The sequence below is a fragment of the Nitratireductor rhodophyticola genome (genome assembly GCF_019891355.1).
Lineage (GTDB): Bacteria > Pseudomonadota > Alphaproteobacteria > Rhizobiales > Rhizobiaceae > Nitratireductor > Nitratireductor rhodophyticola.
Genome location: NZ_JAHSSF010000003.1, coordinates 764,736 through 782,899, shown reverse-complemented (window position 1 = coordinate 782,899; position 18,164 = coordinate 764,736). Strand labels below are relative to the sequence as shown.

The window sequence follows — 18,164 nt, the reverse complement described above, 5'->3', positions numbered from 1 at the left end:
AGGAAAACGCTTCCATGCTCATCGAAGCATGCCAGCAGAAAGGGATCATACCCGTGACCATCACATGCTTCATCCGCTACGAGATCGACCCGTTCAAACGGGATGCCTTTGAAGAGTATTCCCGCAACTGGGGGCAGGCGATCCCACGCGCCGGCGTCGACCTCATCGGCTATTTCGCGCCATATGAGGGGTCGGCAACGACCGCCTATGGCGTCTATAATGTCGACAGTCTCGCAGCCTACGAGGCTTATCGGACACGGCTTGCGGCGAGCCCCGAAGGTCGCGCGAATTACGCGTTCGCAAAGCGCGAGCGTTTTATTCTCAAGGAGGATCGCTTGTTCCTGAAACGCGCTTCCGCGCCCCATGCCGAATGGGTGCGGCCATGATCGCAGTCATCTTTGAAGTTCAACCTGCAGAGGGCAGGCGTGATGCCTATCTTGGCATCGCCGCCGACCTGCGCCCGCTGCTCGACGGGATCGACGGCTTCATTTCCATCGAACGCTTCCAGAGCCTCAACGATGAAAGCCGCATTCTTTCACTGTCGTTCTGGCGCGACGAGGAAGCGGTCAAAGCCTGGCGCAACACGGAGGAACACAGGCAGGCCCAGCGCGCGGGTCGCGGCGGGATATTTGCCGGCTATCGTCTGCGCATCGCCCATGTCCTGCGCGACTATGGCATGGCCGAGCGCGCGGAAGCGCCGGAAGACAGCCGCGCGCTGCATGACGCATGAGCGGCGTCAGGCATTGCCGATGAGCATGCCCGCGGCAAACACGAGAGCGCCGCCAAGCACCACCTGAAAGGTGGCGCGGCTCCACGGGGTCTCCATGTAGCGGTTCTGGATCCAGGCGATCGCCCACAGCTCGATGAAAACGATGACGAATGCAATGACCGTCGCGGTCCAGAAATGCGGGATCAGATAGGGCAGCGCGTGGCCAAGGCCGCCGACGGTCGTCATGATACCCGTGGCAAGACCGCGCTTGATCGGAGAGCCACGCCCCGAGATCACACCATCGTCGGAGGCCACTTCCGTGAAACCCATGGAGATGCCGGCGCCGATGGACGCGGCCAGACCGACGAGAAAGGTCTGCCATGTATCGCCTGTGGCAAATGCGGCAGCGAAAATGGGCGCAAGCGTCGAGACCGAGCCGTCCATCAGACCGGCAAGGCCAGGCTGCACATAGGTGAGGATGAACTGCTTGCGCTCGGTCTGCTCTTCCTCGGCGCGTTCGTCTTCGCCCAGATGCTTCTCGGAAAGCCGGTGCGCCAGAGATTCATGTGTCTTTTCGGCTATGGCCAGATCGCCAAGCAGTTTGCGGATGCCGGCGTCCTCGGTCCGCTTGGCCGCTTCCACGTAGAAGCGATGCGCCTGCTCCTCCATCTGCTCGGCCTGCGAACGCACCGTGTCGAGCCCGAGCGGGCGCACCAGCCAGTCGGGCTTGCGGTCGTAATAGCCGCGCACATGCTCGCGGCGGATCAGGGGGATGCGCTCGCCGAAGCGCTCCCTGTGCGCCTCGATCAGCGCCGCACGGTGTCCGTCCTCTTCCTCTGCCATGTCATCGAACACGGCCGCCGAATGCGGGTATTCGTCGCGCAGCCCGTCCGCATAGGCGCGATAGATGCGCGCGTCGTCCTCTTCCGAAGAGATGGCAAGAGCGAGAATCTCCTGTTCATCGAGTGAGGAGAATGGACGGCGGTGGGAACCGAAAAAGCGAGAAAACATGACAGAGGCAATCCGTTATTTAGAATAATTCTAAGATAAGAGTCGACTCGATCGCCGTCAATAGATTAGAACCATTCTAAAATGTGAATTCACACATGGCTCCAACCGGCGATCTCAATCCAGCGTCCGGCGGAAGCGCAGCAGCGCAAACCCGGCATAGACGAAGATGAACAGTACCAGAATGCCTGTCTCGAAGGCGACTGCCGGCAGGTCCGCCCCCTTCAGCATGACGGCGCGGATGACGCGCAGGAAATGGGTGAGCGGAAAGATCTCTCCCAGCCATTGCGCCCAGTCGGGCATGCCGCGAAACGGAAACATGAAACCGGAGAGAAGCAGCGATGGCAGGAAGAAAAAGAAGGTGAGCTGCATCGCCTGCATCTGCGTGCGCGCCACGGTGGAGATCGTATAGCCGAGCAGAACCAGCGACAGCACGAAGATGAGCACCGCCGCAAGCAGCAGCCACAGGCTGCCAACGAAGGGCACACCGAAAAGCAGCTTCGCCGCACCGAGGATGACGGCAACCTGCACGGCGCCCACGACGAGATAGGGCAGCACCTTGCCCAGCATGATCTCCAGCGGGCTGGCGGGCATGGCGAGCAGGTTTTCCATCGTGCCACGCTCGCGCTCGCGCGTCAGCGCGATGGAGGTCATCATCACCATGGTCATCTGCAGGATGACGCCAAGCAGCCCCGGCACGATGTTGTATTGCGAAAGCCCTTCGGGATTGTAGCGGCGGTGGACGATAACCTCCAGCCGGTCTGTCGGATTTGCCTCCGAAGCCGGCACGCCGCGCTCACGCAAAAGCGCCTCCGAAGCAACCGTTCCGAGTGTGGAAATCGCTCCTGATGCGACGGACGGATCGGTCGCATCCGCCTCGATCAGGATCTGCGGCCGCTGCCCCCGGTCGACACGGCGGGCGAAATCCGAGGGGATGGTGACGACAAAGACCACCTCACCGCTCGCCATGAGCTTCTCGGCCTCCGCCGCGCTCTCCACCACATGATCGAAGCGGTAATAATCGGTGTTTTCGAGCGCCGAGACCATCGCCCGGCTGTAGTGATCCTGGCTCAGCGAAACGAGCGCCGCCGGCAACGCCTTCGGGTCGCTGTTGATCGCGTAGCCGAACAGCACGAGCTGCATGAGCGGAACGCCGAGCATCATGCCGAAGGTGATGCGGTCGCGCCGCATCTGGATGAACTCCTTGATAAGCAGCGCCATGAGCCGGCCAAGAGAAAAGATGCGGTTCATTGCATGTTGTCCGTGGAATTGGCCATGAACTGGATGAACACATCCTCGAGGCTCGTTTCGCCGCGTGATACGCTCACGCCCTCGCGCCCGTCGAGATCCTGTAGCGCCGCCTTGAGCGCTTCTTCATCCGATCCCACCACATGAAGGCTTGCGCCGAAGGGTGCCACCTGCTCCACGCCAGGCCGCTCCCGCAACTCGGCGGCGAGCTTCTCCAGCTTCGGCCCGTCAACGAGATAGGTGACGAGCCCGGCGTCGCGCACCACATCGGCCACGGATCCCGTGGCCAGCATGGTGCCGTAGGAAATGTAGGAGATGCGGTGGCAGCGTTCGGCCTCATCCATGTAGTGGGTGGAAACCAGAACCGTCAGCCCGTCGGCAGCAAGACGGTGGATCTCGTCCCAGAAATCGCGCCGCGCCTTCGGGTCGACACCCGCCGTCGGCTCATCAAGCAGGAGAAGCCTGGGCTGATGCATGATGCAGGCCGCCAGCGCCAGCCGCTGCTTCCAGCCGCCCGAAAGCGTGCCCGCCAGCTGGTTCCGGCGCGAAGAGAGGCCGAGATCCTCAAGCGTCCGGTCCACATGCGCGCCTACCGGTTTGAGATCATAGAGCCTTGCGACGAAGGCCAGATTCTCCGCGATGGTCAGGTCTTCATAAAAGGAGAAGCGCTGGGTCATGTAGCCGACTTCGCGCTTGATCTTCAGCCCCTCAGTTCGCAGGTTGAAGCCCAGAACCGTGCCATCGCCCTCATCCGGCGTCAGAAGCCCGCACATGATGCGGATCGTCGTCGTCTTGCCGGAACCGTTCGGGCCGAGAAAGCCGACGATTTCCCCCCTGGCCACCTGCATCGTCACATTGTTGACGACCGTCTTGTCGCCGAAGCGTTTCACAAGGCCGTGGACATCGATCGCGTTCATGGCGCGTCGGCTTTCAGGCGTACATCCACGATCTGCCCCGGCTGCAGGCTGCGCGCGTCGCCCTCCGGCCGCGCCTCGACCAGATAGACAAGCTTCTGGCGCGTCTCCAGCGAATAGATCACCGGCGGGGTGAATTCCGGATCGGGAGAAATATAGGTGATGCGCGCTGTCAAACCCGCATCGCAACCATCGCAGTTCACGGCCAGAAGCGCATCGGGTTTCAGGCTGGAGAACGCCGCTTCCGGCACATAGACCTTCAGCTTCACGCCGCCCTCCGGAAGCAGCGAGACGACCGGTGCCGAGGGTCCTGCCACATCGCCCGCATTGCGGATCACATCGTCGATGCGACCGGCGGATGGGGCTGTGATGGCGCGTTCCGAAAGGCGCCAGCGCGCCTGTTCCAGTGCTGCCTCCATCTGGTCGCGGCGCCTGGCGGCAGCCCTGATCGCTTCAGCACGGGCAGGCAGTCTTGCCACCGACAGATTGGCCTCGGCCTGGCCGACCCGCGTGTCGGCCAGTTCCTTTGCCGTGCGCGCCTTGTCGAGCTCGGCCTGCGTGGCAATGCCCCGGCGGGAGAGGCCTTCCGTCCGCGAGAGCACGCGGCCGGCTTCCGCCGCCTCGGCCTTTGCCGATGCAAGGGCAGCCTCCAGAACGGCGATCTCTTCGGGTCGCTTCGGCTCCTTGAGGTCGGCAAGCTGGGCTTCCGCTTCCGCCAGCCCCGCCTCAGCCTGCCGCACGGCGATGCGTGCATCCGTATCATCCATCACGGCAACCGTCGCCCCTGCTTCCACGATCGCACCGCGCCGCACCGGAACGGCACTCAACTGCCCTACTTCCGTGGGTGCAAGCAGCACATAATCGCCTTCTACATAGCCCACGGCCAGTGGCTCCGCGGAACCGCAACCGGAAATCAGCCCGGCGAGAACCGGTATGGCGCAGAGCATGCTCATGATGTTTCCTTTCCACGCGTCCGCGCGGCGAGTATGGCGTCGAGGTTGCCCCCGGCTATGGCCGTGATGGCCGCTGCTTCGCGTGCACCGATTTCGCTCCAGCCCATGCGCCGCTGCACCGCTTCACTGGCGATGCGGAAATAGACGAGCTGGCCGATCAGCGTGAACACGGTCAGCCGCGTCTCGTCGCTCTCCGCCGGTTCCCCGGTCGCCGCCTCCCAGACCGCGCAGAGGCGCTTGTGAACCGGGGCGAATATGCCTTCATAAATGCGGTCGAGTGCGACCGTGGGGTGGGAGAGTTCCCGCAGCACGAATTTGACGATGAGCCCGGCTTCGGGCCGTGCTGCGATGAAGCCGGTCATCGTATCGAGCACCTGCATCAAGACGGCGCGGGCCTCGGATGGCGTCAGGGTTGCGCCGTCATCCGGCTTGAGATTGAGGGCACTGCCGGCAATCCTGCCGATCAGTTCGACGATGTAATCGGCACAAGCCGCGCGCAGGCCTTCCTTGCCGCCGAAATGATAGGAGATCGAGCCTATATTCGCACGAGCCGCGCGCGCGATCTCGCGCGTTGTCGTGCCGTCGAACCCTTTCTCGCCGAAAAGCTTAAGCCCCGCCCGGATAAGCGAAAGTCGCGTGTGATCCGCCGATGAAAGCCGCGTTTCGGCATTCTGTGTATTGCCATTGTCATGCGTCATATTCTTGATTTAATCAAACGTTTGAATTAAGTCAAGCCAATCTCTGTTTGCCTCGAGCCACATCAGGCCGTTTGCCCGACGCGATAAAACCTCTAAGTTCCACCTGCCATGGATCGAAGAATCGCGGACGGGAGCGAATGAGCGAACAACCCAGCACCCTGCTCGACCGGTTCGGCCGCTTTCTGGCACGGCGGCTGCAAAGCGAATCCTCAGGGTATCAACCCTACACGCCGTCCGACCCCGAAACGCTGCATCGCACCCTGCAGCCCGGCGATATTCTGCTGATCGAAGGCAATCAGCGCATTTCGGCGGCGATCAAATATCTGACCCAGTCCACCTGGAGCCATGCAGCGCTCTATGTGGGCGATGCGCTGCCGGAGCCTGAAGACGGCTCCGAACGCCCCCGTCTCGTCGAGGTCATTCTGGGCGATGGCTGCATTGCCGTGCCGCTTTCCAAGTACAAGACCTACAACACGCGCATCTGCCGGGCGAACGGCCTTACGCCTGACGATCGGGATTTGATCGTCGGCTTCATGATCGAAAAGCTCGGTCTGCACTACGATATGCGCAACATCTTCGACCTGCTGCGCTATTTCCTGCCGACGCCCCCCGTTCCCGTACGCTGGCGCCGGCGCATGATCGCCATCGGCTCGGGCGATCCGACGCGCGCCATCTGCTCTTCGCTCATCGCCCAGGCGTTTCAGAAAGTCGGCTACCCGATCCTGCCCGAAATCACCAAGGCCAAGGGGCACGCCTCGGCCGAATCCACCTATTCGCGGCGGGAAATCCTGCACATCCGCCACCACAGCCTCTTCACGCCGCGCGATTTCGATCTCTCGCCCTATTTCGCCATCGTCAAGCCGACCCTGGCTTTCGGCTTCGACTACAAGACGCTGAACTGGGGCAAACCGCAAAGCGGCGATGCGGCTGTGGAAGACAGGGGATCACACTGATGGACGTTCACGTGGCGCTGGTTCTTCTTTTCATCGCTTTCACCGCCTACTCACTGGTCTCTCGAAAGCTTGAAGCCTCGGTTCTCTCCGGCCCCATGCTCTTCACCGCGCTGGGCTATGGCTTCCATCTCACGGATGCAACGCTGACCTCCCCGCTCGACAATTCGGTCGTCGAGTTCCTCGCAACGGCGACGCTCGCGATCATTCTCTATCGCGATGCTGCGAACATCCGAATTTCAAGCGTGATGGCCGAGCGCGCGACCGCCCTTCTTTCCGCACGACTCCTCTTCATCGGCATTCCGCTCACCATCCTTGCCGGCACTGCCGCGGGGATGTTTCTCTTTCCCGCGCTTGGCCTCTTTGGCGCGCTTGCGCTCGCCATCGTTCTGACCCCGACCGACGCGGCGCTTGCGCAGCCGGTTTTCGGCAATGACGGGCTGCCCGAAGTCGAGCGCGAGGCCCTGGACGTGGAAAGCGGGCTCAATGACGGGCTGTGCCTGCCCCTGCTCCTCATTGCACTGGCGCTCGCCGCCGACACCGGTGGCGGCGAAGGCATGGCCGGGCACGCCGCCTTCTTTCTGAAACAGGTGGTTTTCGGACCGCTCGTCGGGCTTGCCGTCGGCTATTTCGGCGCCGTCGCCGCAGACTTTGCCTTTAGACGCGCCTTTTCCAACCCGGCCGGGCGCACGCCCATCATGGTCGGGCTTGCCGGGCTTGCCTATCTCGGCGCAGAACTGGCGGGCGGCAACGGGTTTCTTGCCGCCTTTGCAGCGGGGCTCGCCTTTGGCTGGCGGCTGCCTGCCGAAACGGTGGAGAAGGCGAGCAATTTTGCCATGACCGAGGGATCGATCCTCACCAATCTCACCTTTCTCCTGTTCGGCGCGGCCATGCTGCCGCAGGCGCTGGAAGCGCCCGCCTTGCCGGCTCTGTTCTATGCAGTGCTCAGCCTCACCGTCATTCGCATCGTTCCCGTTTTCATCGCCATGCTGGGAACCGGAACAGGCACACGGGCACGGCTTTTCGTCGGCTGGTTCGGCCCGCGCGGCCTCGCCTCCGTGCTCTATCTCATTCTCGTGGTCGACCAGTCCGGCTTCGACGTGGCGGACGCAATCACCAACATTGCCGTCTTCACGATCCTTCTGTCCGTCATCCTGCACGGCGCCACCGCACCCTTCGCCAAAAGGACATTCTTCCCCGCGCGGTCCTGATGCCGCTCACTGCCCGCTCCAGAAGATGTGACCGACGCCTCTCTCGCCGCGATGCCGCTCAGGCCCTATAATCCGGGCTTGGTTTGCCGTCGGGGTGCGGTCTGCGTCCCGGCAGATCCGGGAGGTCTGAAATGGCGGATTTTCATGTCATGGCCGGAACCGACAGGACCCTGTCCTTGCCGGCTGTTCGCAAGATCAGCACGTCCGATGTCATCGATGCGCTGGGGCGCGGGCTCGATGATTTCTGGCAGAAACCTTCACACTACGCGTTCCTGTGCCTCATCTACCCGCTTGTCGGGGTGGTGCTGATCTACTGGGCTTCGGACGCAAACGCGCTTCCGCTACTCTTCCCCCTGGCCTCCGGCTTTGCCCTGCTCGGGCCTTTTGCAGCCATCGGCCTCTACGAAATCAGCCGAAGACGCGAAGCCGGGCTCGATACGTCCTGGAGGCACGCGCTGGCAGTGCGCAAGTCCCCTGCGATACCATCCATCATCGCCGTTGGGGCAATGCTGTTCGCCATCTTCGTGACATGGCTTCTTGTTGCCCAGGGGCTTTATATGCGCCTGTTCGGTCCAGAACCGCCGGCATCGATCTCGCAATTCCTTGAAAGCCTGTTCACCACCGACGCCGGCTTCATGCTGCTCACGCTCGGCAATGCGATTGGCTTCATTTTTGCCCTCGTGGTGCTGATTACCACGGCCATCGCCTTCCCCATGCTGCTTGACCGCGACTGCGGTGCCGTCGCCGCAATCGTCACCTCGGTGCGCGCCGCCAGCGTCAATCCGCTACCCATCGCGCTCTGGGGCGTGCTGGTAGCCGGTGCGCTCCTTATCGGGTCGCTTCCGCTCTTTGCCGGTCTTGCCGTGGTCATGCCAATTCTCGGCCACGCCACATGGCACCTCTACCGCAAGGTGGTCGCCGATTGAAACCCGCGACGGCAGGGCGCGGTCACGCCCTGTCTGCGGCTTCAGGTCCGTAGAGGTTCTGCGCCATCTTGCCCAACGCCCCGAAAAGAACCCGGCGCTCATCGTCAGCCAGGCCAGAAAGGGCCTCTTCGTGAACCGTCGCGGTGATTTCGCGGATTCCGGAGCATGCTTCCCTGGCCTTGCGTGTGGCGTAGATCATGCGGACGCGCCGATCCGTTCTGGCAAGACGCCGTTCCACCCAGCCGCTCTCAGCCAGCCGGTCGACCATTCGCGAAACGCTGATTGGCTCCACTTCCAGTAGCTCTGCCAGCCGCGCCTGCGGCACGCCGTCTTCCTTCAACAGCCGGAAAAGCAGCCGCCACTGGGCGGATGAAAGTCCGAATTCATTGTCGATCTCCTGAAAACGCTTGCGCATGAGGCGTGCAACGTCGTGGATCAGGAAGCCCAGCTTGGTTTGATCAGGATCGTTCATGCGCGGGATATATGGTCGCCCGATCGCATGCGCAATGTTGCTGTTTTTTCCTCCTGACACGGCACGCTGCTCCTTCGCTGCAGCAATCTGCTTGTCGAAGAACGGGCCGCCTGCTAAGGCCAGCGGCATGACGAACACGCCACTTTCCCATATTCGCAACTTTTCCATCGTCGCGCATATCGACCATGGCAAGTCGACGCTCGCCGACCGGCTGATCCAGATGACCGGCTCGCTGGAAGACCGCGAGATGAAGGATCAGATCCTCGACTCGATGGACATCGAGCGCGAGCGCGGCATCACCATCAAGGCGCAGACCGTGCGGCTGGAGTACGACGCGCGCAACGGCGAGCACTATGTGCTGAACCTGATCGACACGCCCGGCCACGTAGACTTTGCCTATGAGGTTTCTCGCTCGCTCTCGGCCTGCGAGGGCTCGCTTCTGGTGGTCGATGCCAGCCAGGGTGTGGAAGCCCAGACGCTCGCCAATGTCTACCAGGCCATCGACAACGATCATGAGATCGTGACCGTCTTGAACAAGGTGGACCTGCCGGCTGCCGACACAGACCGCGTCAAGGAGCAGATCGAGGAGGTGATCGGCCTCGACGCTTCCGATGCAATTCCGATTTCAGCCAAGACCGGCGTTGGCATCGACGAGGTTCTGGAAGCCATTGTCACCCGCCTGCCTGCACCCAAGGACGGCGACCGGGAAGCGCCGCTCAAGGCATTGCTGGTCGATAGCTGGTACGATGCCTATCTGGGCGTTATCGTGCTGGTCCGCGTGATCGACGGCAAGCTCAGGAAGGGTCAGACCATCCGCATGATGGGCACGGACGCCAAGTACCCGGTTGACCGGGTCGGCGTCATGACCCCGAAGATGGTCATGGTTGAAGAGCTCGGTCCCGGTGAGATCGGCTTCATCACCGCCTCGATCAAGGAAGTGGCAGACACCCGCGTCGGCGACACGATCACCGAAGACAAGCGCCAGACGGCCAAGCCCCTGCCGGGCTTCAAGCCGGCGCAGCCGGTTGTCTTCTGCGGCCTCTTTCCCGTCGACGCAGCGGACTTTGAAGACCTGCGCGCCGCCATGGGCAAGCTGCGCCTCAACGACGCCTCTTTCTCTTTCGAGATGGAGACGTCGGCCGCCCTCGGCTTCGGCTTCCGCTGCGGCTTCCTCGGCCTCCTGCATCTGGAGATCATCCAGGAGCGGCTTGAGCGCGAGTTCAATCTCGACCTCATCGCCACCGCGCCATCCGTGGTTTACCGCATGAACCTCACCTCCGGTGAGCAGGTGGAGCTTCACAACCCCGCCGACATGCCGGATGTGGTGAAGATCGCCTCCATCGAGGAACCCTGGATCAAGGCCACGATTCTCACACCGGACGATTATCTCGGTCCCATCCTCAAGCTCTGTCAGGAGCGACGCGGCGTCCAGACGGATCTTTCCTATGTCGGCAAGCGCGCCATGGTCACCTATGAGCTGCCACTCAACGAGGTGGTGTTCGATTTCTACGACCGGCTGAAGTCCATCACCAAGGGCTATGCCAGCTTCGACTATCAGCTCACCGGCTACCGCGAAGGCGATCTCGTCAAGATGTCGATCCTCGTCAATGAGGAGCCGGTGGATGCGCTCTCCATGCTGGTACACCGGCAGGCGGCGGAAAAGCGCGGGCGCGTCATGTGCGAGAAGCTCAAGGAGCTGATCCCCCGCCACATGTTCAAGATCCCGATCCAGGCGGCCATTGGCGGCAAGGTCATCGCCCGCGAGACCATTTCGGCCATGCGCAAGGATGTGACAGCCAAGTGTTACGGCGGCGACGTGACCCGCAAGCGCAAGCTGCTCGAGAAGCAGAAAGAGGGCAAGAAGCGCATGCGCCAGTTCGGCAAGGTCGAGATTCCGCAGGAAGCCTTCATCCAGGCCCTGAAGATGAGCGACTGAGACGCATGGAATGCGAATCGGGTGGGCTTGCTGCCACGGCAGACAAACCCACCCTCGATGCCGCTGATACGGGCTGCCCCGCCACCCGGGCCCGGCGACATCGTCTCTTGTCCAGCTCAGCGGTAGTGCTGACTCTGGCTACTGGTGCAGCGCGTGCGCTCTGGCGGGTGTTGGTCAAGGATCGGCGGTTCAGCGCGCTTTCAGCTTGAAACCGCCGCCACTACATTCGACGATCTGTTTGCCGGCCATCTGGTAGGCTGAGTCCCACGAGACCTTTACCGACTTCGGACAGCTGCGATACGTCTTGTTGACGAGGTTCACGCTTCCCTGCGGCGTGTTGGCGGTGATCTTCACCAGCTTCAGACCCTTCGTGCTGCTGATGGTGCAGACCACATGGTTGGGCACCGAGCAGTTCATCGAGGGGCCCGCCATCTGCGGGGCGAGCGCGAACTGGCCGGCGACGCCGGCGGTCGGTATGGCCGTCGCCGAAAGCATCACGAGCGAGGCTGCGGCCACGGCGATCCGGTTTGTCTTGAACGAGTAGGGCATTGTCATCTCCAGTACGGGTTTCAGGATGGGGCAATCGCGCCCCGGCATCCGTCAGTCGCCGCGGTCTGGAGAAAGGTTCATGAAAAAATTCAGATCGACGCTGGGCTCTCAATCCGGATTGAGATGATAACCCGGACCGATGGTGAGCGGTTTGTCCGGCACCACCCGGTCGCTGATCTGGCTCGTGAAATCCATCTCGGTCTGCCAGAGCAGAGAGGTCTTCTGCCGGTCGTAGACACGGATTGACACATGATAGGGCTTCCTGGCCTCGACCCCGCGAACGGGTGGAGTGCGCAGCGCGTAGCGGTCGGTCATCGTGCTCACCCGCTCCGATACCACGAGCGGCGCACCGCCGGCCGGATCGTCGAACGTCGCTTCGATGATCGAGCCGCTGGCCAGCGGCCGCACCACCTGGGCGGTAAACCCGTAGAAGACCTCCGCCTCGCGATAGTTGAACATGAAGCCGCCACCGAGGATCTTGACATAAGGCTCCTGCGAAGGGTCGTTGCGGGTGAACCAGCCGATGGCGAAAAGCACGGCGCAGAGCGCCAGCGCGGCAAGGATTATGCTTCGCAAAGAGATGGATTTCACGCCCGTTTCTCCCTTACACGGGCGGCATGCCGGCGCGCTTTTGCCGTGCCGCCGCAATGATCCATGCTGCACCAGCGGCGCGACGCATTCTTTGTTTCGTCAAAGAAGAGCCATCCGCAGCCTTCCGGTCCCGGACATGCCTTCAGCCGCCCAAGATCGTCGCCGGTGAGCATCGCTTCGGCACAAAGCGCGACGGCATGGAGCGGCGCATCGAGGTCGAGGCGGCTCTCGTCCCAGTTCCAGACAAAGCCGGCCGGTTCCCGTGCAAGCCGCTGTCGCTGCCGGGCTTCGCCTGCAAGCCGGCTCAGCTCTTCCAGCCCGCCTTCCGGCGGATCGCAGCCCTCGATCACGCTCCGAAAAAGGGCGAAGAGCGTTTCACGAAACCGGATCGCCCTGACATGGGCTGCTTCTGCCCCGCCCCCGTCCGCCTCCGCCAGCGCACGCAGACGCACAAGCGACGGCGCGTCAAAGAGGTCTACCTGCGCGGACCAGCCGAGCAGAGCAGCATAGTCGGACAGGTAATCCTTCGTTGCCGGCCGCGAGCGGCTGTTGACCGTGTTGACGAAGTCCAGGCAGGTCCGGCCACCAAAGAAGAACGGAACCGGCCACGCGGCAATTCGGGCATCCTGCATCGCACGCTCCTTCGATCTAACCAGCTAAAGCAGTTTTGCCGGTTAGTCAACAGAAGCGCGAAGACGGGAAAACCGGCGCACCCGGGTGTCGCCGGTCCTGTAACCCTGCGGCTGCGACTGTTCGCTCAGACCAGCGTCCGACGTCGTTCGATTTCGGCATCTGATGGGGGCTTTACCGCGAAGGTTCCCGTCTTCACTTCGCCCGCGCGGGTGTATCGGTTGACCAGCGTGCCGGCCTCGGTGGTTCTGGAGCCCGTTAGCCGAAACGTGCCTGGAGCCACTTCTGTGCCGGTCCTGAACAGCCGCTTTCCCTTGCCCAGCACCACCGGAAATGTGGTGATGCTCATCTCGTCGACCAGGTCCTGCGCAAAAAGGGTCTGCAGGAAATCCGTGGACCCCTGTGTGAGCAAAGCCGGACCATCTTCGCCCTTGAGCGCCTTTACCGCAGCCACCGCATCCGCGCCGAGGGTCCGGCTGTTCTGCCAGTCGAGCTTCAGGTCGGGATTGCGGGTGGCGACATATTTTGTGACGCGGTCGAAAATACTCCCGATCGGGTCGCCTTCGTCCTGATAGGGCCAGTAGGCGGCAAAAATGTCGTAGGTCTTGCGCCCGAGCAGCAGGTCGAAGGGCTTTGAGAACATCTCGCCGAGGGCCTCACCCAGCCCTTCATCGGCGAGCGGTTCAACCCACCCGCCATAGGGGAAGCCGCCCGTCGGATCTTCCTCGGGTCCGCCCGGCGCCTGCATGACACCATCGAGGCTGACCATCGCACTCACGATGACTTTTCGCATGTCTTCTCTCCCGTTCCGGGCCGGACAATTCCGGCTTCCCCTCAAGGACGTGGATCGGGCACGCAACCCGACAAGACACTGGAATTCCCTGCCGGAAACGAAAGACGGCGCCGGTTTCCCGGCGCCGCTCGATAATTTTCTCTATGGAAAACAGTTAGATGTCGAGGTTTGCCACCGACAGCGCATTGTCCTGAATGAATTCGCGGCGCGGCTCCACCTCGTCGCCCATAAGACGCGAGAAGAGCGAATCCGCGTCCGTTGCGTCCGTCACCTTCACCTGAAGCAGCGAGCGGGCATCCGGGTCGAGCGTCGTCTCCCAGAGCTGTTCGGCATTCATCTCGCCAAGGCCTTTGTAGCGCTGCATGGTAAGGCCCTTGCGGCCGGTCGCGAAGACCTGGTCGAGCAGCGCCATCGGCCCGGAAATGACTTCGGACTTGTCCTTGCGGCGCAGTACGGGCGATTTGGTGTAAATCTCCTGAAGGCGGGCCGTGTAGCGGTCGATCGCGCGGGCATCGGCAGAAGCGACCAGTGCCGAGTCGAGCACCACCACCTCGCGCACGCCACGCACCGTGCGCTCAAAAAGATAGCCGCCCGCGCCCTCGTTCGAGGGGTTCACGCGCCCTTCCCAGCCACGCTCCGTGTCCTCGGCGATCATGTCGAGCCGCTCCGCCACGTGCTTCACAGCTTCGGCCGCCCGGCCCGGGTCAGCCAGCACCGCCGCGTTGAGCGCGCCGGCAATCGCCGCCTGCTCCACCACCGAACGGTCGTAGCGGGTGTGCAGGCCGTTGATCAGCGAACGCACGCCGCGCGCATCGTCGATCACCTGTTTCAGATCCTGTCCGCCGCGAACTTCACCGTTGGAAAGCTCCAGCGTTGCTTCTTCAAGGCCGGAATCGATCAGGAATTCCTCGAACGCCGCCTCATCCTTGATGTACTGGACCGACTTGCCGCGCGTCACCTTGTAGAGCGGCGGCTGGGCGATATAGAGATGCCCGCGCTCGATCAGTTCCGGCATCTGCCGGAAGAAGAAGGTGAGAAGCAGCGTGCGAATGTGGGCGCCGTCGACGTCGGCGTCCGTCATGATGATGATCTTGTGATAGCGCAGCTTCTCGGCGTTGAACTCGTCCTTGCCGATACCCGTGCCAAGCGCCGTGATCAGAGTGCCGATCATGTCGGAGGAAAGCATGCGGTCGAAGCGGGCGCGCTCCACGTTCAGGATCTTGCCGCGCAGCGGCAGGATCGCCTGGTTCTTGCGCGAACGGCCGGATTTGGCGGAACCGCCAGCGGAATCACCCTCGACGATGAAGAGTTCGGACTTGGCCGGATCGCGTTCTTGACAGTCGGCGAGCTTGCCCGGAAGAGACGTGATGTCGAGCACGCCCTTGCGCCGCGTCAGCTCGCGCGCCTTGCGGGCAGCCTCGCGTGCGGCGGCGGCTTCCACCACCTTGCCGATCAGCGTCTTGGCTTCTGCCGGATGCTCCTCGAACCAGGTGCCGAGCGCCTCGTTGACGAGGCTCTCCACCACCGGGCGCACCTCGGAGGAAACCAGCTTGTCCTTGGTCTGGGAGGAGAATTTCGGGTCCGGCACCTTCACCGAGAGAACCGCTGTCAGGCCCTCGCGGCAATCGTCACCGGTGAGCGAAACCTTTTCCTTTTTGGTCAGGCCTGACTTTTCTGCATAACCCGTAACCTGCCGCGTCAGCGCACCGCGGAAACCGGCCATATGCGTACCGCCGTCGCGCTGTGGGATGTTGTTTGTGAAGGCCAGCACATTCTCGTGGTAGGAATCGTTCCACCACATGGCCACTTCCACCGTGATGCCATCCTTTTCGCCGCCAATGGAAATTGGCGCGTCGATCAGCGGTTTCTTGGCGCGATCCAGATATTTCACGAACTCGACAATGCCGCCATCGAACAGGAATTCCTGCTTTCTCTCGTCGGCATGGCGTTTGTCGGTCAGAAGAATGCGCACGCCCGAATTCAGGAAAGCGAGCTCACGCAGGCGGTGCTCCAGAGTGCCGTAGTCGAAATCCGTCATGGTGAAGGTGTCGGGTGAAGGCAGGAAGCTCACTTCCGTTCCCGTCTCGTCACCGGCCTCGCCCGTCACGGCAAGGGGCTCATCCGCTACACCATGGGTAAAGCTCATCTCATGGATCTTGCCCTTGCGGCGGATCTTGAGTTTGAGCCAGATGGACAGCGCGTTCACCACCGACACACCAACGCCGTGCAGGCCGCCGGAAACCTTGTAGGAGTTCTGGTCGAACTTACCGCCGGCATGAAGCTGCGTCATAATGACCTCGGCCGCAGACACGCCCTCTTCGGCGTGCATGTCGGTCGGGATGCCGCGGCCATTGTCGGTCACGGTGCAGGAGCCATCGGGATTGAGCGTTACCGTCACCAGCGTCGCATGGCCGGCCAGCGCCTCGTCGATCGCGTTGTCGACCACCTCGTAGACCATGTGATGCAGGCCGGACCCGTCATCCGTATCGCCGATATACATGCCGGGGCGCTTGCGAACAGCGTCCAATCCCTTCAAAACCTTGATGGATTCTGCGCCGTATTCGGCCGGTTCGCCTGGGAGAGTTTCGGGCGTGTCGCTCATCAAATTCTTTCGCTCAGGAGCCCTGGGGGAACCCCCTTTAGGGCATGGGAAATCCACGCCGCGAATCATCCGGCGCCTATCCCCCAAGATATAGGCGTTTCAGGGCTTTTTTCCAAGTTTTGCGCCGATTTCGACCTGGGGACGAAAACTATGACTGGGCACCCTTTGCCTTTGGCGCGAAACCGATTATGAAGCCGTTGAGAAATCGGAGACCGAGGCAAATGGCCACCATCAGCCAGAAACCTAAGCTCATCACCATTTTCGGCGGCAACGGCTTTGTCGGCCGCCATCTGGTGCAGGCCCTCACCAAGCGCGGCCACCGGGTGCGCGTCGCCTGCCGCAATCCCAATACAGCGATACATCTGCAGCCGCTCGGCAATGTCGGCCAGGTGCAGGCGGTGCAGGCGAACCTGCGCAACCGCGCCTCTGTCGACCGGGCCGTGGAAGGGGCTGACCATGTGATCAATCTGGTCGGTATCCTCTATGAATCCGGCCGCCAGTCCTTTGATGCCATTCAACATTTCGGCGCCCGCGCCGTGGCGGAAGCCGCCCGCGCCGCCGACGCGAAGCTGACCCACGGCTCGGCGATCGGCGCCGATCCGGAGTCCGACTCCGACTATGCCCGCACCAAGGCTCTCGGCGAACAGGCAGTGCTGGAAACCGTCAAGGATGCTGTGATCATCCGCCCCTCCATCGTGTTCGGCCCGGAAGACGACTTTTTCAACCGCTTTGCCAACATGGCGCGCTTCTCGCCCTTCCTGCCGCTTATCGGCGGCGGCAAGACGAAGTTCCAGCCAGTCTATGTGGGCGATGTGGCCGAGGCCTATGCCCGCTCCGTTGACGGCGATCTCGAAGGTGGCCAGATCTACGAGCTCGGCGGGCCGGAAGTGCTCTCCTTCCGGGAATGCCTCGAGGAGATGCTCGAAGCGACCTATCGCAAGCGCTGGTTCGTTTCCCTGCCCTGGTTCGTCGCACGCATTCAGGCCCGCATTCTTGGCCTCTTGCCCAAGCCCATGCTGACCCTCGATCAGGTGAAGCTGCTGAAGACCGACAATGTCGTTTCCGAGGAAGCGAAGGCAGCCGGGCGCACGCTCGACGGTCTTGGCATCCAGAAACACTCGCTGGCGGCCATTCTGCCCACCTATCTGTGGCGCTACCGCCCGGCAGGTCAGTTTACCCGCAAGCAGTTCCTTTAAGGCGGGTCCTTGGGCGGCTTCGAGACGCTCCTGCCGGAAACGCTGGGCGCGATCCCGGCGCTTCTTCTCGTCATCGCCAGCTTTTTCACCTCGGCACTGACCGCTGCCTTCGGCGTGGGTGGCGGGGTGGCCATGCTGGCGCTGCTCGGCCTTTTTATTCCGGTCGCAGCCCTCATCCCGGTCCATGGCGCCGTCCAGCTCGGCTCCAACACCGGTCGCGCCTGGCATCAGCGCCCGCACATCCGCTTTTCCATCGCCACGCCGTTCATTCTCGGCAGCCTGATCGGCGCTGCCGTGGGTGCCTATGTCGTGGTGCAGCTTCCCGACGCGCTGTTGAAACTCGTTCTGGGCGTCTTCGTCATCGCCGTCACCTGGACGAAAATTCCCGGCGCGGCGCGGCTCAGCCATGCAGGCCTTGCAGCCGGCAGCGCGGTTCTCGCGCTTGCAACCATGTTTGTCGGCGCCACCGGACCGCTGCTCTCGGCCTTCTTCGCGCAGCTCATTCCCGACGACCGCAAGGCGCTCATCGCCACCCATGCCGCCGGCATGACGGTGCAGCACGCCCTCAAGGTGATCGCATTCGCGCTTGCCGGCTTCGCCTTCTGGCGCTGGCTTCCCTTCATCGCGCTGATGATCGCTTCGGGCTATCTGGGAACCATTTACGGCAGCAGGCTTCTTGAAAAACTCCCGGAAGAGACGTTCCGGCGCTGGTTCAGGATCGGCCTCACGCTGCTCGCGCTCGATCTCATCCGCCGAGGCCTTGCGGGGATGGTGTAGA

General features: G+C 62.4%; 19 protein-coding genes. 8 read left to right on the top strand and 11 right to left on the bottom strand.

Features of this window, described 5'->3' with window-relative positions:
* Positions 1 to 14 precede the first annotated feature (14 nt).
* Both KUG85_RS14855 and KUG85_RS14850 read left to right on the top strand, forming a co-directional pair.
* Entirely contained in the window at positions 15 to 386 is a 372-nt protein-coding gene (locus tag KUG85_RS14855; RefSeq protein WP_223005747.1) for an NIPSNAP family protein, read from the top strand.
* On the top strand, positions 383 to 730 hold the full coding sequence (locus KUG85_RS14850; protein ID WP_223005746.1) for an antibiotic biosynthesis monooxygenase family protein: 348 nt from the start codon (positions 383 to 385) through the stop codon (positions 728 to 730). The genes KUG85_RS14855 and KUG85_RS14850 overlap by 4 nt, the downstream gene beginning before the upstream one ends.
* Positions 731 to 736: 6 nt before the next feature.
* Here the strand turns inward: KUG85_RS14850 and mbfA are convergent, their stop codons facing one another.
* From mbfA to KUG85_RS14825, 5 genes are all read right to left on the bottom strand, one after another.
* Entirely contained in the window at positions 737 to 1,720 is a 984-nt protein-coding gene (gene mbfA / locus KUG85_RS14845) for an iron exporter MbfA (RefSeq protein WP_223005745.1), read from the bottom strand.
* A 114-nt stretch (positions 1,721 to 1,834) separates the two neighbouring features.
* The gene (locus KUG85_RS14840; protein WP_223005744.1) at positions 1,835 to 2,968 is read right to left on the bottom strand and encodes an ABC transporter permease; all 1,134 of its coding nucleotides are present in this window, start codon (positions 2,966 to 2,968) and stop codon (positions 1,835 to 1,837) included.
* Positions 2,965 to 3,882 (bottom strand): ABC transporter ATP-binding protein, encoded by a 918-nt coding sequence (locus tag KUG85_RS14835; RefSeq protein WP_223005743.1) that lies wholly within the window; start codon positions 3,880 to 3,882, stop codon positions 2,965 to 2,967. The genes KUG85_RS14840 and KUG85_RS14835 overlap by 4 nt, the downstream gene beginning before the upstream one ends.
* Positions 3,879 to 4,832, bottom strand: coding sequence for an HlyD family secretion protein (locus KUG85_RS14830; RefSeq protein WP_223005742.1), 954 nt, complete (start codon positions 4,830 to 4,832; stop codon positions 3,879 to 3,881). The genes KUG85_RS14835 and KUG85_RS14830 overlap by 4 nt, the downstream gene beginning before the upstream one ends.
* Complete coding sequence (locus KUG85_RS14825; RefSeq protein WP_223005741.1) at positions 4,829 to 5,530, bottom strand: CerR family C-terminal domain-containing protein; 702 nt, start codon at positions 5,528 to 5,530, stop codon at positions 4,829 to 4,831. The genes KUG85_RS14830 and KUG85_RS14825 overlap by 4 nt, the downstream gene beginning before the upstream one ends.
* 137 nt (positions 5,531 to 5,667) lie before the next feature.
* Between KUG85_RS14825 and KUG85_RS14820 the strand changes: the two genes are divergently transcribed.
* The 3 genes from KUG85_RS14820 to KUG85_RS14810 all read left to right on the top strand — a co-directional run bounded on the left by KUG85_RS14820 (position 5,668) and on the right by KUG85_RS14810 (position 8,617).
* Positions 5,668 to 6,483, top strand: coding sequence for a YiiX/YebB-like N1pC/P60 family cysteine hydrolase (locus KUG85_RS14820; RefSeq protein ID WP_223005740.1), 816 nt, complete (start codon positions 5,668 to 5,670; stop codon positions 6,481 to 6,483).
* On the top strand, positions 6,483 to 7,691 hold the full coding sequence (locus KUG85_RS14815) for a cation:proton antiporter domain-containing protein (RefSeq protein ID WP_223005739.1): 1,209 nt from the start codon (positions 6,483 to 6,485) through the stop codon (positions 7,689 to 7,691). Before KUG85_RS14820 ends, KUG85_RS14815 begins: the two co-directional genes overlap by 1 nt.
* Positions 7,692 to 7,822: 131 nt before the next feature.
* Entirely contained in the window at positions 7,823 to 8,617 is a 795-nt protein-coding gene (locus KUG85_RS14810; RefSeq protein WP_223005738.1) for a DUF2189 domain-containing protein, read from the top strand.
* A gap of 22 nt (positions 8,618 to 8,639) precedes the next feature.
* On the opposite strand, the gene KUG85_RS14805 is transcribed toward KUG85_RS14810, so the two are convergent.
* Positions 8,640 to 9,218, bottom strand: coding sequence for a MarR family winged helix-turn-helix transcriptional regulator (locus KUG85_RS14805; RefSeq protein WP_322098567.1), 579 nt, complete (start codon positions 9,216 to 9,218; stop codon positions 8,640 to 8,642).
* On the opposite strand from KUG85_RS14805, the gene lepA reads away from it, so the two are divergent.
* Positions 9,217 to 11,025: a translation elongation factor 4 gene (gene lepA / locus KUG85_RS14800; RefSeq protein ID WP_223005737.1), complete on the top strand. Its 1,809-nt coding sequence runs from the start codon at positions 9,217 to 9,219 to the stop codon at positions 11,023 to 11,025. The two genes, KUG85_RS14805 and lepA, sit on opposite strands and share 2 nt — an antisense overlap.
* Positions 11,026 to 11,214: 189 nt before the next feature.
* Here the strand turns inward: lepA and KUG85_RS14795 are convergent, their stop codons facing one another.
* The 5 genes from KUG85_RS14795 to gyrB all read right to left on the bottom strand — a co-directional run bounded on the left by KUG85_RS14795 (position 11,215) and on the right by gyrB (position 16,190).
* Positions 11,215 to 11,622 carry a hypothetical protein gene (locus KUG85_RS14795; RefSeq protein ID WP_255606417.1) on the bottom strand — a complete coding sequence of 136 codons (408 nt, stop codon included), beginning with the start codon at positions 11,620 to 11,622 and terminating at the stop codon, positions 11,215 to 11,217.
* A gap of 60 nt (positions 11,623 to 11,682) precedes the next feature.
* Positions 11,683 to 12,165 carry a hypothetical protein gene (locus KUG85_RS14790; protein WP_065816673.1) on the bottom strand — a complete coding sequence of 161 codons (483 nt, stop codon included), beginning with the start codon at positions 12,163 to 12,165 and terminating at the stop codon, positions 11,683 to 11,685.
* The gene (locus tag KUG85_RS14785) at positions 12,162 to 12,797 is read right to left on the bottom strand and encodes a CGNR zinc finger domain-containing protein (RefSeq protein ID WP_223005736.1); all 636 of its coding nucleotides are present in this window, start codon (positions 12,795 to 12,797) and stop codon (positions 12,162 to 12,164) included. Before KUG85_RS14785 ends, KUG85_RS14790 begins: the two co-directional genes overlap by 4 nt.
* A 125-nt stretch (positions 12,798 to 12,922) precedes the next feature.
* On the bottom strand, positions 12,923 to 13,588 hold the full coding sequence (locus tag KUG85_RS14780; RefSeq protein WP_223005735.1) for a dihydrofolate reductase family protein: 666 nt from the start codon (positions 13,586 to 13,588) through the stop codon (positions 12,923 to 12,925).
* A gap of 154 nt (positions 13,589 to 13,742) precedes the next feature.
* Positions 13,743 to 16,190, bottom strand: a complete 2,448-nt coding sequence (gene gyrB / locus KUG85_RS14775) for a DNA topoisomerase (ATP-hydrolyzing) subunit B (RefSeq protein WP_223005734.1) — start codon at positions 16,188 to 16,190, stop codon at positions 13,743 to 13,745.
* Between the two features lie 221 nt (positions 16,191 to 16,411).
* Between gyrB and KUG85_RS14770 the strand changes: the two genes are divergently transcribed.
* Both KUG85_RS14770 and KUG85_RS14765 read left to right on the top strand, forming a co-directional pair.
* The gene (locus tag KUG85_RS14770) at positions 16,412 to 17,386 is read left to right on the top strand and encodes a complex I NDUFA9 subunit family protein (protein WP_223005733.1); all 975 of its coding nucleotides are present in this window, start codon (positions 16,412 to 16,414) and stop codon (positions 17,384 to 17,386) included.
* Between the two features lie 9 nt (positions 17,387 to 17,395).
* On the top strand, positions 17,396 to 18,163 hold the full coding sequence (locus KUG85_RS14765) for a sulfite exporter TauE/SafE family protein (protein WP_223005732.1): 768 nt from the start codon (positions 17,396 to 17,398) through the stop codon (positions 18,161 to 18,163).
* Position 18,164 lies beyond the last annotated feature (1 nt).

Bases quoted from the DNA above. Each gene is read 5' to 3' on its own strand.
- KUG85_RS14855 (WP_223005747.1), top strand. From the start codon at position 15: ATGCTCATCGAAGCATGCCAGCAGAAAGGGATCATACCCGTGACCATC.
- KUG85_RS14850 (WP_223005746.1), top strand. From the start codon at position 383: ATGATCGCAGTCATCTTTGAAGTTCAACCTGCAGAGGGCAGGCGTGAT.
- mbfA (WP_223005745.1), bottom strand. From the start codon at position 1,720: ATGTTTTCTCGCTTTTTCGGTTCCCACCGCCGTCCATTCTCCTCACTC.
- KUG85_RS14840 (WP_223005744.1), bottom strand. From the start codon at position 2,968: ATGAACCGCATCTTTTCTCTTGGCCGGCTCATGGCGCTGCTTATCAAG.
- KUG85_RS14835 (WP_223005743.1), bottom strand. From the start codon at position 3,882: ATGAACGCGATCGATGTCCACGGCCTTGTGAAACGCTTCGGCGACAAG.
- KUG85_RS14830 (WP_223005742.1), bottom strand. From the start codon at position 4,832: ATGAGCATGCTCTGCGCCATACCGGTTCTCGCCGGGCTGATTTCCGGT.
- KUG85_RS14825 (WP_223005741.1), bottom strand. From the start codon at position 5,530: ATGACGCATGACAATGGCAATACACAGAATGCCGAAACGCGGCTTTCA.
- KUG85_RS14820 (WP_223005740.1), top strand. From the start codon at position 5,668: ATGAGCGAACAACCCAGCACCCTGCTCGACCGGTTCGGCCGCTTTCTG.
- KUG85_RS14815 (WP_223005739.1), top strand. From the start codon at position 6,483: ATGGACGTTCACGTGGCGCTGGTTCTTCTTTTCATCGCTTTCACCGCC.
- KUG85_RS14810 (WP_223005738.1), top strand. From the start codon at position 7,823: ATGGCGGATTTTCATGTCATGGCCGGAACCGACAGGACCCTGTCCTTG.
- lepA (WP_223005737.1), top strand. From the start codon at position 9,217: ATGACGAACACGCCACTTTCCCATATTCGCAACTTTTCCATCGTCGCG.
- KUG85_RS14805 (WP_322098567.1), bottom strand. From the start codon at position 9,218: ATGCCGCTGGCCTTAGCAGGCGGCCCGTTCTTCGACAAGCAGATTGCT.
- KUG85_RS14795 (WP_255606417.1), bottom strand. From the start codon at position 11,622: ATGCCGGGGCGCGATTGCCCCATCCTGAAACCCGTACTGGAGATGACA.
- KUG85_RS14785 (WP_223005736.1), bottom strand. From the start codon at position 12,797: ATGCAGGATGCCCGAATTGCCGCGTGGCCGGTTCCGTTCTTCTTTGGT.
- KUG85_RS14780 (WP_223005735.1), bottom strand. From the start codon at position 13,588: ATGCGAAAAGTCATCGTGAGTGCGATGGTCAGCCTCGATGGTGTCATG.
- gyrB (WP_223005734.1), bottom strand. From the start codon at position 16,190: ATGAGCGACACGCCCGAAACTCTCCCAGGCGAACCGGCCGAATACGGC.
- KUG85_RS14770 (WP_223005733.1), top strand. From the start codon at position 16,412: ATGGCCACCATCAGCCAGAAACCTAAGCTCATCACCATTTTCGGCGGC.